The sequence below is a fragment of the Pseudomonas sp. SR18 genome, assembly GCF_023701505.1.
Taxonomy (GTDB): Bacteria; Pseudomonadota; Gammaproteobacteria; order Pseudomonadales; family Pseudomonadaceae; genus Aquipseudomonas; species Aquipseudomonas cyclaminis.
In genome coordinates this window covers 212,246-225,638 of the sequence record NZ_JAMQAU010000001.1, presented here as the reverse complement: position 1 = coordinate 225,638, position 13,393 = coordinate 212,246, and the positions used below count along the sequence as shown (strand labels likewise).

Here is a 13,393-nt window from a genome sequence, read left to right as displayed (position 1 = left end):
TTTTGGAGCCCTGCCATGTCACTTAAACCACTGTTGTTGATCCCTGCTCTAGGTGCCGTATTGCTGTTGTCGGCGTGCGCCGGCCCGATCCCCAAGGCGGACCCGAGCGAGGCCTGGATTGGTCTGAGGGAGGAGGCGCCGAATGATTTGCTGGCCGAGCGCGTGGACGGCAAGCGCGTGGATGACGGGCGCTATTTTGAAGTGACGCCGGGTGATCATCGTCTGGACGTGACGCTTTACGAAGAGGAGCCGGGCGACGACAACCAGCGGGACTGCCAGGGCCGGGTCGAGTACCAGGGCTTCAAGGCGGGTGAACACTACACGCTGGTGGAGTCGAGCCTGGGCACGACCGTGCGCGCATCCTTGAAGGATGACCACGGCAAGGAAGTCGCGGCGACTCAGGACTTCAATTGCATGCCTGGCTAGGCGTGGTGTATCGCAGCCTTCAGCGGCTTGGCCGGTTTGACGTGGGGATGATGGTGCCGACGGGTAATGCGTAACACCCCCCACAACATGGCGCCGGCTACCGCCAGCCAACCGCAGATCAACATCACAATCGTTGTTGCAAGGCTCATTCAGACCTCCTTTTACCCCGCAGGGGGCACACACAGTCTTCTCAATGGACAGTCTAGCTACCCGGCGGTTGCCTGCTATTGACCAATGGTCGTGTTCGTCCAACTTGTTTGCTCTATCCCAGGCGCCAGACCCCGGTTTTGGGCTATACCCGCGTGGCGTGGCGCCCTATGATCAGGACCCTCACCGGCAGTTGATCAAGAGAGTACAAAATTGCGGTTACGGTCGAACGTTAAATCATCCCTGTTGCTGGCCTGCGCCATGGGCCTTGCGGCCTGTTCCGGGCATCCGTCGAAACTGCCGGGCTTGCCGGAGCGCGTCGAACTCAATGGTGTGCCGACCTTTCGCAGCGAGGCTTATCAGAGCGGACCTACGGCGTTAGCCAGCATGCTGTCGCAACAAGGCATTGTCATGACACCGGGCTTGCTGGATAAACCACTGCGGTTACCGGGCGGCGAAGCGGACCTGGAGCGCAACATGCAGGTGCTGGCCCGTGAGTACGGGCTGATGGTGTATCCGCTGGATGCCAGGCTGACGGCCGTACTGGCGCAGGTGGCGGCGGGTTATCCGGTGATGGCGCGCGTCGGCGGAGGGCTTTGGTCGGATGCGCACTATGTGGTCGTGGTGGGCTTCAATCAGCAGAAAAGCACGGTGCTGCTGCGCTCGGGCATGGACCGGCGCTTGTTGATGAGCTTCAGCGACTTTGAATCGAAGTGGGCAAGCGCGGGGCACTGGGCGATCCTCACCCAGCGTCCGAGCCAGTTGCCGGCGAATGTGGATACCCAGCGCTGGCGCGACGCGGCGAATGCCACGGCCCAGGCCGGGCAGGAACGGGCGGCGGCGCAGGCGCTTAAAGTGTTGTCAGAAAGAAAGTAAAAAAAACGGCGCTCGATGCGCCGTTTTTTTATGCGCGGGTTATCGACGCACTTCTGCGGCGTTCGGGCGGTTCTTCAGATTCTTGTCGGCCTTGTAGCGCAACGCCACGTCCGGCACCGAGCCGCCTTTGCCGGTCTCGACCCAGCTGCGAATACGGCTGGCATCGGCGAAGTGGGTGAATTTGCCGAACGCATCCAGAATCACCAGCGACACCGGGCGATTGCCCATGCTGGTCACCAGCACCAGGCAATGGCCAGCCTGGTTGGTGAAGCCGGTCTTGGTCAGCTTGATGTCCCAGTTGGCGCGGTTGATCAGGTGGTCAGTGTTGGAGAAACCCAAGGTGTAGTTGGGCTTGCGGAACGCAACGGTCTTTTCCTTGGTGGTGCTCAACTGGCTGAGCAGCGGGTAGTGGCGTGCGGCAGCCAGCAGCTTGCTGAGGTCGCGGGCGGTGGACACGTTGTGGATCGACAGGCCAGTGGGCTCAACATAGTGAGTGCTGGTCATGCCCAGCGCCTTGGCCTTGGCGTTCATCGCCGCGATAAACGCCGGGTAGCCGCCCGGATAATGGTGGGCCAGGCTGGCGGCGGCGCGGTTTTCCGAGGACATCAGGGCGATCAGCAGCATTTCCTTGCGGGGCATTTCGCTGCCGATTTTCACGCGGGAGAACACGCCTTTCATTTCTGGCGTGTCCTTGATGTTGATGTCGATGTACTCGTCCATGTTCTGCTTGGCTTCAAGCACGATCAGGCCGGTCATCAACTTGCTTACCGACGCAATCGGCACCACTACATCGGGGTTGCTGGCATAGATGACTTTATTGGTTTGCAGGTCGACCAGCATGGCGCTGCCGGACGCGATCTGCAGTTTGGACGGATCGCGCGGTGCCTGGGTGGATTCGGCGGCGTGCGCAAAGGTGCCTGTGAAAGCAAAAAATAGGCTGACGATAGAAAGACGAATTTTCACGCGGATGAACTCGCTAAAAAGTAGGAAATACCGTTGAGTAACGGTTTTTTTGATAAAAGCCGTTACATTTTAGGAGTATGGACGATGGACTGTCGAATGTTCTTCTAAAACCAGACGAAAGTGCTTAAAAACTAAGAAAAAACAGGTTTTTTTCGGGCAATAAAAAGCCCTGCGATAAGGCAGAGCTTTTTCAGTACGCCTGGTTATTAACCGTGCAGGGTTTCTGCGGCGTACAGGGTATTTTCCAGCAGGCAGGCACGGGTCATCGGGCCAACGCCGCCGGGCACCGGGGTGATCCAGCCGGCGCGGGGCAGGGCAGTTTCATACACCACGTCGCCTACCAGCTTGCCGTCTTCCTGGCGGTTGATGCCCACGTCGATAACAATGGCGCCTTCCTTGATCCACTCACCCTTGACCAGGCCCGGCTTGCCGGCGGCCACGACGACCAGGTCAGCGCGACCAACGTGGCCGGCCAGATCCTTGGTGAAGCGGTGGGTCACGGTCACGGTGCAGCCGGCCAGCAGCAATTCCATGGCCATTGGGCGGCCGACGATGTTGGAGGCACCCACGACCACGGCGTCCAGGCCATAGAGGTCGACACCGGTGCTTTCCAGCAGGGTCATGATGCCCTTTGGTGTGCACGGGCGCAGCAGCGGGATGCGCTGGGCCAGGCGGCCGACGTTATAAGGGTGGAAACCGTCGACGTCTTTGTCCGGGCGGATGCGCTCCAGCAACTTGGACGCGTCCAGGTGCTCGGGCAGTGGCAGTTGCAGGAGGATGCCGTCGATCGCCGGGTTGTCGTTGAGGCCATCGATCAGGTCGGTGAGCGCCTCTTGGGTGGTGGCGGCAGGCAGGTCGTAGGCCTTGGATATAAAGCCGACCTCTTCGCAGTCTTTACGCTTGTGCGAGACATAAACCTGAGAGGCAGGATCGCTGCCGACCAGGATCACCGCGAGGCCCGGTGTGCGCAGGCCTTGCTGGCTGCGCTCGGTGACTCGTTTGGCGATCTGCTGGCGCAGGCTGGCGGCGATTGATTTGCCGTCGATAAGTTGTGCAGTCATTACGCGTGATTAACCATCGAGAGGGGGAGGAAAAGTGCGCGCATTCTCGCACGCCACGGCGCGAGGGCAAAGGCGCTTGGTCTGCAAATTGGCCTAACCCCTTAAATAAAATGAATTTTTTTCAAAAAAGATTTGACGGGTTTCCAGGCCCTCTATACTATTCGTCGCACTTGTCGGGCACAGCCTAGCACTGGTTAAGAAGGTCGAGCAGAATTGTTGTACTGCGAGGCTGGAAGCACTTAGTTTGTAATCCTCCAAGAGTACAGATTAATAAGGCGCCCGTAGCTCAGCTGGATAGAGCATCCGCCTTCTAAGCGGATGGTCGCAGGTTCGAGTCCTGCCGGGTGCGCCATTAGGCAGCTTTGGCACAAGTAGCGTTATATGGTGGGCGTAGCTCAGTTGGTAGAGCACGGGATTGTGACTCCCGTTGTCGAGGGTTCGATCCCCTTCGTCCACCCCATATTTTGAAAAGGCGCCAGATTAATCGTCTGGCGCCTTTGCTTTAAGAGCTTCAAGCGCGGATGTGGTGGAATTGGTAGACACACTGGATTTAGGTTCCAGCGCCGCGAGGCGTAAGAGTTCGAGTCTCTTCATCCGCACCAATTAAAGCTTTGCCAGGCCGTCAGGCGAGGTAGGGTTCAACAAAGAAGATGTTCGAGTTCTTTGTTAATGCAATATGGTGGGCGTAGCTCAGTTGGTAGAGCACGGGATTGTGACTCCCGTTGTCGAGGGTTCGATCCCCTTCGTCCACCCCATATTTGAAAAAGCGCCAGATTAATCATCTGGCGCTTTTTTTTGCGTCCGAAAAAGCAGGGGCTCGTTTCTGCGGGCATTTGCGGGCATTGAGCCACGTGAGGATTCGCGGATTCCGGGTGTCAAGAAAAAAACAAGCATTCTCAATGCCTTGGCGTTAGAATCGTTGCCGGTTTTGAACGTGTAGAACTGATGCTCGGCTATATAGAGGTCAGCACCGCTATTAAATAGCGATAACGGCGCAGTACCTGAAAAAGGGCTGTGCCGTTTTTGTTTGAGCGTTTCGAGTTTCCAGGGCAGGGCGCTTCGTCGTATTTGTGTTTCGCGATGCTGCGGCCGGCCTGTCGGTCTTGCTTGCAAGGTCGGCGGTCAGGGTTTGTTTGCGCACCCTTCTATATATAGAAGGGCTGGCGCAGAGCCCTGGCTTGATGAGCTGTATTTGCTAATGGGCGCAGGTGCATGCGTGCACTTGAACCTACAAATGGCCTGCTGTTTTTTTACCCGTTTCCAGTAGGGTGACTTCTTGAGTTTGACCCTCTAGAATGCATGCCCTTGATTCTGGGGTCGGAAACGGCCGGCTAACGTCTGTGCAACGAGGAATATTCATGCAAGTTTCTGTTGAAAATACTACTGCTATTGAGCGCCGCCTGAGCATCACCGTGCCGGCAGAGCGTATCGAAACTGCGGTCAACAAGCGTCTGCAGCAGACTGCCCAAAAGGCCAAAATCGCTGGTTTCCGTCCGGGCAAAGTGCCAATGAGCGAAATCAAGCGCCGTTTTGGTGCCGATGCGCGTCAGGAAGCGGTAGGTGACGTGATCCAGGCTTCCTTCTACGAAGCCGTTGTTGAGCACAAGCTGAACCCGGCTGGTTCGCCTTCGATCGAGCCTAAGTCCCTGGAAGCTGGCAAGGACCTGGAATACGTTGCCGTATTCGAAGTGTTCCCAGAGTTCGAAGTGGCCGGTTTTGACGGTATCGAAATCGAGCGCCTGAGCGCCGAAGTTGCTGATTCCGACCTGGACAACATGCTGGAAATCCTGCGCAAGCAGAACACCCGTTTCGAAGTGGCCGATCGTGCCGCCCAGAACGAAGACCAACTGAACATCGATTTTGTTGGCAAGGTTGACGGCGAAGTATTCGCTGGCGGCTCCGCCAAGGGCACTCAGCTGGTGCTGGGTTCCAACCGCATGATTCCTGGTTTCGAGGACGGCCTGGTTGGCGCCAAAGCCGGCGAAGAGCGTGTTCTGAGCCTGGCTTTCCCTGCTGACTACCAGAACCTGGACCTGGCTGGCAAAGCTGTCGAGTTCACCGTGACCGTCAACAGCGTTTCCGAGCCTAAGCTGCCTGAGCTGAACGAAGAGTTCTTTGCTCAGTTCGGTATCAAGGAAGCCACTCTCGAAGGTTTCCGCACCGAAGTTCGCAAGAACATGGAGCGCGAGCTGCGTCAGGCGATCAAGTCCAAGGTCAAGAACCAGGTCATGGACGGTCTGCTGGCCGCCAACCCGATCGAAGTGCCTAAGGCTCTGCTGTCCAACGAAGTGGATCGCCTGCGCGTTCAAGCGGTTCAGCAGTTTGGTGGCAACATCAAGCCTGACCAACTGCCGGCCGAGCTGTTCGAAGAACAAGCCAAGCGTCGCGTTGTGCTGGGTCTGGTCGTGGCCGAAGTGGTCAAGCAGTTCGACCTCAAGCCTGACGAAGACCGCGTTCGCGAAATGATCCAGGAAATGGCTTCGGCCTACCAGGAGCCTGAGCAGGTTGTGGCTTGGTACTACAAGAACGACCAGCAACTGAACGAAGTACGTTCGGTTGTGCTGGAAGAACAAGTTGTGGATACTGTTCTGCAGAAGGCTAAGGTGACCGATAAAGCGGTCTCTTACGAAGAAGCAGTCAAGCCGGCGGAAGCAGCACAAGCCGACTGATTGTCCAACTCGTTGGAAATTCAACCATAAGCCAGCCTCGCGCTGGCTTATGCGTTTTCAAGACATGACTATTTGGGAGTAACTGCAGAGCATGTTCCGTAATTCCTATATTCAGCAGAACTCTGATATCCAGGCCGCAGGCGGCCTGGTCCCGATGGTTGTCGAGCAGTCCGCTCGTGGCGAACGCGCCTACGACATCTACTCGCGCCTGCTCAAGGAGCGAGTGATCTTTCTGGTGGGCCCGGTAGAGGACTACATGGCCAACCTGATCTGTGCGCAGCTGCTGTTCCTTGAAGCGGAAAACCCGGACAAGGACATCCATCTCTACATCAACTCGCCGGGCGGTTCGGTAACAGCAGGCATGTCGATCTACGACACCATGCAGTTCATCAAGCCGAATGTCTCGACGACCTGCATTGGCCAGGCCTGCAGCATGGGCGCGTTCCTGCTGACGGCGGGTGCCGAGGGCAAGCGTTACTGCCTGCCGAACTCGCGTGTGATGATTCACCAGCCACTGGGCGGCTTCCAGGGCCAGGCGTCGGATATCGAAATCCATGCCAAGGAAATCCTCTTCATCCGCGAGCGTCTCAACACGCTGATGGCCAAGCACAGCGGGCATACCCTCGAAGAAATCGAGCGCGACACCAACCGCGACAACTTCATGAGCGCCGAAGCCGCACGTGCATACGGGTTGATCGACGCAGTGATCGAAAAGCGCCCCGCTTAATATAAGCCGCTCAAAATAGGGCTGGTCGGCGTGTCCGATCATCGGCGGGCTTGAAAAAGCCCGCATAAGCCTTCATCTTGTGTTGCAAGCCTATCGGATTTGGATCGAACGAATGACTGACACCCGCAACGGCGAGGACAACGGCAAGCTGCTCTATTGCTCCTTCTGTGGCAAAAGCCAGCATGAAGTACGCAAGTTGATTGCCGGCCCCTCGGTCTTTATCTGCGACGAGTGCGTCGACCTGTGCAATGACATCATCCGTGAGGAGGTGCAGGAAGCCCAGGCCGAAAGCAGCGCGCATAAATTGCCTTCGCCTAAAGAAATCAGCGGCATCCTTGATCAATACGTGATTGGTCAAGAGCGTGCAAAGAAGGTTCTGGCCGTAGCGGTGTACAACCACTACAAGCGTCTGAACCAGCGTGACAAGAAAGGCGACGAAGTCGAACTCGGCAAGAGCAACATCTTGCTGATCGGTCCTACAGGCTCGGGTAAAACCCTGCTTGCAGAAACCCTCGCTCGTTTGTTGAATGTTCCGTTCACCATCGCCGACGCCACCACCCTCACCGAGGCTGGCTACGTGGGTGAGGACGTTGAGAACATCATTCAGAAACTGCTGCAGAAGTGCGACTACGACGTAGAGAAAGCCCAGATGGGTATTGTCTACATAGACGAAATCGACAAGATCTCGCGCAAGTCTGACAACCCGTCGATCACTCGGGATGTTTCCGGTGAAGGCGTGCAGCAGGCCCTGTTGAAACTGATCGAAGGCACGGTAGCTTCCGTACCGCCACAAGGCGGCCGCAAGCACCCGCAGCAGGAATTCCTTCAGGTAGATACGCGCAACATCCTGTTTATCTGTGGCGGTGCATTCTCCGGGCTGGAAAAAGTTATCCAGCAACGTTCTACCCGGGGCGGTATCGGTTTCAGTGCAGAAGTGCGCAGCAAGGAAGAAGGCAAGAAGGTGGGCGAGTCCCTGCGTGAAGTCGAGCCTGACGATCTGGTCAAGTTCGGTCTGATCCCCGAATTCGTTGGCCGTTTGCCGGTCTTGGCCACGTTGGACGAGTTGGATGAGGCTGCTCTGATTCAGATCCTCACCGAGCCGAAAAACGCCCTGACCAAGCAATATGCCAAGCTGTTTGAGATGGAAGGTGTGGACCTTGAGTTCCGTACTGACGCACTCAAGTCGGTAGCCAAGCGAGCGCTGGAGCGCAAGACCGGTGCACGTGGTCTGCGTTCTATCCTTGAAGGCGTGTTGCTCGACACCATGTATGAAATCCCCTCGCAGTCCGAGGTGAGTAAAGTGGTGATCGACGAAAGCGTTATAGAAGGTAAGTCCAAGCCACTGTATATCTACGAAAACAGTGAGCCGACTGCCAAGGCTGCGCCAGACGCGTAAGCGTTTCGCAGTTTCGGTACAAACAAGGGGCCCCTAGGGCCCCTTTGTTTTTTGCGCGAGTTTTTATCCTGACGCGTTTACTGCGTTTAACTGCTGGCAATAAGCTTGTTTTTTTTGCATGCAGCCCCCATCTTGGTTTCAAGCTTATTTTTGAACTGTCATAGAGGCGAAATCATGAAGACAACCATTGAATTGCCTCTCCTGCCGTTGCGTGATGTCGTCGTCTATCCGCACATGGTTATCCCGCTGTTCGTGGGGCGCGAGAAGTCTATCGAAGCCCTTGAGGCAGCGATGACGGGCGACAAGCAGATCCTGCTGTTGGCCCAGAGAAATCCTGCTGATGATGATCCAGGCGAAGACGCCCTGTATCGCGTCGGTACCATTGCCACCGTTCTGCAACTGCTGAAACTGCCTGATGGCACCGTCAAGGTGCTGGTGGAAGGCGAGCAACGTGGGGCGGTAGAGCGTTTCATGGAGGTGGATGGTCACCTGCGCGCCGAAGTGGCGCTGATCGACGAAGTCGAAGCCCCTGAGCGCGAATCCGAGGTTTTTGTACGCAGCCTGCTCTCGCAGTTCGAGCAGTATGTGCAGCTGGGCAAGAAAGTCCCGGCTGAAGTCCTGTCTTCCCTCAACAGCATTGATGAGCCAAGCCGCCTGGTCGACACCATGGCCGCGCACATGGCGCTGAAGATTGAGCAGAAGCAAGACATCCTCGAAATCATCGACCTGTCGGCCCGTGTTGAACACGTGCTGGCGTTGCTGGATGCGGAGATCGACCTGTTGCAGGTTGAAAAGCGCATCCGTGGTCGTGTGAAGAAGCAAATGGAGCGCAGCCAGCGCGAGTACTACCTGAATGAGCAGATGAAGGCCATTCAGAAAGAGCTCGGCGACAGCGAGGATGGCCACAACGAAATCGAAGAGCTGAAAAAGCGCATCGATGCCGCCGGCCTGCCGAAAGACGCCCTGACCAAGGCCAATGCCGAGCTGAACAAGCTCAAGCAGATGTCGCCGATGTCCGCTGAAGCCACTGTGGTGCGTTCGTACATTGACTGGTTGGTGCAGGTGCCGTGGAAGGCTCAGACCAAGGTGCGTCTGGACCTGACCCGTGCCGAAGAAATTCTCGACGCCGATCACTACGGCCTCGAAGAAGTCAAAGAACGGATCCTCGAATACCTCGCCGTGCAAAAGCGTGTGAAGAAAATTCGTGGTCCGGTGTTGTGCCTGGTTGGTCCTCCTGGGGTCGGTAAAACCTCCCTGGCCGAGTCGATTGCCAGTGCCACCAACCGCAAATTCGTACGCATGGCCCTCGGCGGTGTGCGTGACGAGGCGGAAATCCGTGGTCATCGCCGGACTTACATCGGTTCGATGCCAGGAAGATTGATTCAAAAGATGACAAAAGTGGGAGTGCGCAATCCGCTGTTCCTGCTCGATGAAATCGACAAAATGGGCAGCGACATGCGTGGCGATCCGGCATCGGCGTTGCTGGAAGTGCTCGACCCTGAACAAAACCACAACTTCAACGACCATTACCTGGAAGTCGACTACGACTTGTCCGACGTAATGTTCCTCTGCACCTCCAATTCCATGAACATTCCACCGGCCTTGCTGGACCGGATGGAGGTAATTCGTCTGCCGGGCTACACCGAAGACGAGAAGATCAATATCGCGGTCAAATACCTCGCGCCCAAGCAGATATCGGCTAATGGCCTGAAGAAGGGCGAGATCGAATTTGACATCGAAGCGATCCGCGACATCGTGCGTTACTACACCCGCGAGGCCGGTGTACGGGGCCTTGAGCGCCAGATCGCGAAGATTTGCCGCAAGGCGGTCAAAGAGCACGCGCTGGAAAAACGCTTTTCGGTGAAGGTCGTGGCCGATTCCCTGGAGCACTTCCTGGGCGTGAAGAAATTCCGCTACGGCCTGGCCGAGCAGCAGGATCAGGTAGGGCAGGTGACTGGCCTGGCGTGGACCCAGGTGGGCGGCGAGTTGCTGACCATCGAAGCCGCGGTGATTCCGGGTAAAGGCCAATTGATCAAGACCGGTTCCCTGGGTGACGTGATGGTCGAATCCATCACCGCCGCGCAGACCGTGGTGCGCAGCCGCGCCAGGAGCCTGGGGATTCCCCTGGACTTCCACGAGAAGCACGACACCCACATCCACATGCCGGAAGGGGCGACGCCTAAAGACGGCCCTAGCGCTGGCGTAGGCATGTGCACGGCGCTGGTGTCGGCATTGACCGGCATTCCGGTGCGTGCCGATGTGGCCATGACTGGGGAAATCACCTTGCGTGGTCAGGTATTGGCGATCGGTGGTCTGAAAGAGAAATTGCTTGCCGCACATCGGGGTGGTATCAAGACCGTGATCATTCCTGAAGAGAATGTTCGCGACTTGAAGGAAATTCCTGACAACATCAAGCAGGATCTTCAGATTAAACCGGTTAAATGGATTGACGAGGTCCTGCAAATTGCGCTGCAATACGCGCCGGAGCCCTTGCCGGATGTGGCCCCGGAGATAGTTGCCAAGGACGAAAAACGAGAGTCTGATTCCAAGGAAAGAATTAGCACGCATTAATGTGAATAAGCCTGGTGGCTTCCTTGACAGCTTTTTAGAGCCCTTGTTATAAAGCGGCTCTTAAGTGTCTGTAGGCCATTCAGCACTGATTTTTGCTGTTTACCAAAAAACTTAGAATCATACTCAATAGATATATAAGGGGACTTAGAGTGAACAAGTCGGAACTGATTGATGCTATCGCTGCATCCGCTGATATCCCGAAAGCTGCTGCTGGCCGTGCGCTGGATGCAGTAATCGAATCCGTCACTGGCGCTCTGAAGGCCGGCGACTCCGTGGTACTGGTAGGCTTCGGTACTTTCTCTGTGACTGACCGCCCAGCTCGCACTGGCCGCAACCCACAGACTGGCAAAGCACTGGAAATCGCTGCTGCCAAGAAACCAGGTTTCAAAGCCGGTAAAGCCCTGAAAGAAGCCGTCAACTAAGCTTCGATCAAGCCTTTGCTACCCGGGTCGGACGCAGGTCTGACCTGGCAGCGGAGCGGCAGCTGACCCACCTATCCATTGGGTCGCCACGCCGGGGGTGCAGGTTCAACCCCCCGTCCGCTCCGCCAGTTACGAGAAGGCGCATCCTCGGATGCGCCTTTCTTCTATCCGGACTCTACCCACGCTCCACGGTTGCCAATTTTTGAAGTTCAACCGTTTCTGGGGGACGCATGCTGCAAAATATCAGGGACAATTCACAAGGCTGGATTGCCAAGACCATTATCGGGATCATCGTCGCATTGATGGCGTTCACCGGTATCGAGGCCATTTTCCAGGCTTCGGGTAATAACAAGCAGGACGTGGCCAAGGTCAACGGTGAAGAAATCACCCAGACCGAGCTGAGCCAGGCCGTCGACCTGCAACGTCGCCAGCTGATGCAACAGTTGGGCAAGGATTTCGATGCTTCGCTGCTGGACGAAAAACTGCTGCGCGAAGCGGCCCTCAAAGGCCTGATCGATCGCAAGCTGCTGCTGCAAGGCGCCGCCGATTCCAAATTCGGTTTCTCTGAAGCTGCATTGGACCAAGTGATCCTGCAAACGCCGGAATTCCAGGTCGACGGCAAGTTCAGCGCCGAACGCTTTGACCAGGTGATCCGTCAGTTGGGCTACAGCCGTCTGCAGTTCCGTCAGATGATGACCCAGGAAATGCTGATCGGCCAGGTTCGCGCAGGCATTGCCGGCAGCGGTTTCGTCACCGATGCCGAAGTGCTCGCATTCGCCCGTCTGGAAAAACAGACCCGCGATTTCGCCACCGTCAACATCAAGGCCAACCCTGCGGCGGTGAAACTCACCGACGACGAGGTCAAGGCTTACTACGACCAGCACGCCAAAGAGTTCATGACCCCGGACCAGGTGGTCATCGACTATCTGGAATTGAAGAAGTCTTCCTTCTTCGACCAGGTCAACGTCAAGGACGATGAGCTGCAGGCTGCCTACGAGAAGGAAACCGCCAACCTCGCTGAACAGCGTCGTGCCGCGCACATCCTGATTGAAGTCAATGACAAGGTCACCGAGGCGCAAGCCAAGGCCAAGATCGAAGACATCCAGGCGCGCCTGGCCAAGGGTGAGAAGTTCGAAGCCCTGGCCAAGGAGTTCTCCCAGGACCCAGGTTCGGCCAACAATGGCGGTGACCTCGGCTTTGCGGGCCCCGGCGTTTATGACCCGGACTTCGAAACCGCGCTGTACGGCTTGAAGCAAGACCAGGTGTCGGCGCCAGTGCGCACTACCTTCGGTTTGCATCTGATCAAGTTGCTGGGCGTTGAGGCGCCTGAAGTGCCATCGTTCGCCAGCCTGAAAGACAAGCTGACCCGCGAGCTCAAGGCACAGCAGGTTGAACAGCGTTTTGTCGAAGCGACCAAGCAATTGGAAGATGCGGCATTCGAAGCGTCGGACCTGGCTCAACCTGCCTCCGACCTGAAGCTGACCGTGCACACCTCCGCGCCGTTTGGCCGTGAAGGTGGCGAAGGTGTTGCGGCCAACCGTGCCGTGGTCACCGCAGCGTTCAGCCCGGAAGTGCTGGATGAAGGTGCCAACAGCACCGCCATTGAGCTGGACCCGGAAACCATCATCGTGCTGCGTGCCAAAGAGCACCGCAAACCGGCGCAACTGCCGCTGGAAAGCGTTGCCGCGGCAATCCGCACCCAGATGGCCAAGGAGCGCGCCAGCGCGGCTGCCAAGACTCACGCTGACGAGCTGATCGCCAGCCTGCGTGATGGCAAGACGCCGCTGAACCAACCGGTTGACGGCCAGGCGTGGAAAGTCACTGAAGCGGCTAGCCGCAGTGCGGAAGCGATCGATCCTGCCGCGCTGCAAGCCCTGTTCCGCATGCCTAAGCCTGCGGCCAAGGACAAGCCGACCTTCACCACCGTGACCCTGGCTGACGGTAGCCTGGCGATCGTGCGCTTGAACGGTGTGAATGAAGCTGCAGCCCCATCGGACGAAGAAAAGGCGCAATACCGCCAATACCTCGCTTCCCGTGTCGGCCAGCAAGACTTCGCGGCGTACCGCAAGCAGTTGGAAACCCAGGCTGACATCAAGAAGTTCTGATGGCGGTTTGAATAAAAAACCCCCGGCCTG

The 13,393-nt window shown here is 57.1% G+C and carries 11 protein-coding genes and 4 tRNA genes; 12 read left to right on the top strand and 3 right to left on the bottom strand.

Going from position 1 to position 13,393, the window contains the following annotated elements:
* Window positions 1-15: 15 nt before the first annotated feature.
* The gene (locus tag NDJ82_RS01095; protein WP_158876809.1) at window positions 16-426 is read left to right on the top strand and encodes a PA0061/PA0062 family lipoprotein; all 411 of its coding nucleotides are present in this window, start codon (window positions 16-18) and stop codon (window positions 424-426) included.
* Here NDJ82_RS01095 and NDJ82_RS01090 read toward each other — a convergent pair.
* On the bottom strand, window positions 423-575 hold the full coding sequence (locus NDJ82_RS01090; RefSeq protein ID WP_178075418.1) for a hypothetical protein: 153 nt from the start codon (window positions 573-575) through the stop codon (window positions 423-425). The genes NDJ82_RS01095 and NDJ82_RS01090 overlap by 4 nt on opposite strands.
* Window positions 576-786: 211 nt before the next feature.
* Between NDJ82_RS01090 and NDJ82_RS01085 the strand changes: the two genes are divergently transcribed.
* The gene (locus NDJ82_RS01085) at window positions 787-1,449 is read left to right on the top strand and encodes a C39 family peptidase (protein WP_112196015.1); all 663 of its coding nucleotides are present in this window, start codon (window positions 787-789) and stop codon (window positions 1,447-1,449) included.
* Window positions 1,450-1,488: 39 nt separating this feature from the next.
* Here the strand turns inward: NDJ82_RS01085 and pbpG are convergent, their stop codons facing one another.
* Together pbpG and folD are read right to left on the bottom strand one after the other, a co-directional pair.
* Window positions 1,489-2,412 carry a D-alanyl-D-alanine endopeptidase gene (gene pbpG, locus NDJ82_RS01080; RefSeq protein ID WP_099586641.1) on the bottom strand — a complete coding sequence of 308 codons (924 nt, stop codon included), beginning with the start codon at window positions 2,410-2,412 and terminating at the stop codon, window positions 1,489-1,491.
* Between the two features lie 206 nt (window positions 2,413-2,618).
* On the bottom strand, window positions 2,619-3,473 hold the full coding sequence (gene folD / locus NDJ82_RS01075) for a bifunctional methylenetetrahydrofolate dehydrogenase/methenyltetrahydrofolate cyclohydrolase FolD (protein ID WP_095184382.1): 855 nt from the start codon (window positions 3,471-3,473) through the stop codon (window positions 2,619-2,621).
* A 275-nt stretch (window positions 3,474-3,748) separates the two neighbouring features.
* Here folD and NDJ82_RS01070 point away from each other — a divergent pair.
* The 10 genes from NDJ82_RS01070 to NDJ82_RS01025 all read left to right on the top strand — a co-directional run bounded on the left by NDJ82_RS01070 (window position 3,749) and on the right by NDJ82_RS01025 (window position 13,363).
* Window positions 3,749-3,825 (top strand) — tRNA-Arg (locus NDJ82_RS01070).
* A gap of 32 nt (window positions 3,826-3,857) precedes the next feature.
* Window positions 3,858-3,933 (top strand) — tRNA-His (locus NDJ82_RS01065).
* 57 nt (window positions 3,934-3,990) lie between these two features.
* Window positions 3,991-4,075 (top strand) — tRNA-Leu (locus NDJ82_RS01060).
* Between the two features lie 77 nt (window positions 4,076-4,152).
* A tRNA-His gene (locus NDJ82_RS01055) sits at window positions 4,153-4,228 on the top strand.
* A gap of 603 nt (window positions 4,229-4,831) precedes the next feature.
* Complete coding sequence (gene tig / locus NDJ82_RS01050; RefSeq protein ID WP_099586642.1) at window positions 4,832-6,142, top strand: trigger factor; 1,311 nt, start codon at window positions 4,832-4,834, stop codon at window positions 6,140-6,142.
* Window positions 6,143-6,233: 91 nt separating this feature from the next.
* A complete protein-coding gene (gene clpP / locus NDJ82_RS01045) occupies window positions 6,234-6,869 on the top strand; it encodes an ATP-dependent Clp endopeptidase proteolytic subunit ClpP (RefSeq protein WP_083357884.1) in 636 nt (211 codons plus the stop codon).
* Between the two features lie 112 nt (window positions 6,870-6,981).
* Complete coding sequence (gene clpX / locus NDJ82_RS01040; protein ID WP_003238279.1) at window positions 6,982-8,265, top strand: ATP-dependent Clp protease ATP-binding subunit ClpX; 1,284 nt, start codon at window positions 6,982-6,984, stop codon at window positions 8,263-8,265.
* Between the two features lie 174 nt (window positions 8,266-8,439).
* On the top strand, window positions 8,440-10,836 hold the full coding sequence (gene lon / locus NDJ82_RS01035) for an endopeptidase La (RefSeq protein ID WP_122306535.1): 2,397 nt from the start codon (window positions 8,440-8,442) through the stop codon (window positions 10,834-10,836).
* Between the two features lie 149 nt (window positions 10,837-10,985).
* On the top strand, window positions 10,986-11,258 hold the full coding sequence (locus tag NDJ82_RS01030) for an HU family DNA-binding protein (RefSeq protein ID WP_099586644.1): 273 nt from the start codon (window positions 10,986-10,988) through the stop codon (window positions 11,256-11,258).
* 230 nt (window positions 11,259-11,488) lie between these two features.
* Window positions 11,489-13,363 (top strand): SurA N-terminal domain-containing protein, encoded by a 1,875-nt coding sequence (locus tag NDJ82_RS01025; RefSeq protein ID WP_250924793.1) that lies wholly within the window; start codon window positions 11,489-11,491, stop codon window positions 13,361-13,363.
* Window positions 13,364-13,393: the final 30 nt, after the last annotated feature.

Excerpts from the sequence above, each read along its gene's own strand:
- NDJ82_RS01095 (WP_158876809.1), top strand. The coding sequence starts at position 16 with ATGTCACTTAAACCACTGTTGTTGATCCCTGCTCTAGGTGCCGTATTG.
- NDJ82_RS01090 (WP_178075418.1), bottom strand. The coding sequence starts at position 575 with ATGAGCCTTGCAACAACGATTGTGATGTTGATCTGCGGTTGGCTGGCG.
- folD (WP_095184382.1), bottom strand. The coding sequence starts at position 3,473 with ATGACTGCACAACTTATCGACGGCAAATCAATCGCCGCCAGCCTGCGC.
- tig (WP_099586642.1), top strand. The coding sequence starts at position 4,832 with ATGCAAGTTTCTGTTGAAAATACTACTGCTATTGAGCGCCGCCTGAGC.
- clpP (WP_083357884.1), top strand. The coding sequence starts at position 6,234 with ATGTTCCGTAATTCCTATATTCAGCAGAACTCTGATATCCAGGCCGCA.
- clpX (WP_003238279.1), top strand. The coding sequence starts at position 6,982 with ATGACTGACACCCGCAACGGCGAGGACAACGGCAAGCTGCTCTATTGC.
- lon (WP_122306535.1), top strand. The coding sequence starts at position 8,440 with ATGAAGACAACCATTGAATTGCCTCTCCTGCCGTTGCGTGATGTCGTC.
- NDJ82_RS01025 (WP_250924793.1), top strand. The coding sequence starts at position 11,489 with ATGCTGCAAAATATCAGGGACAATTCACAAGGCTGGATTGCCAAGACC.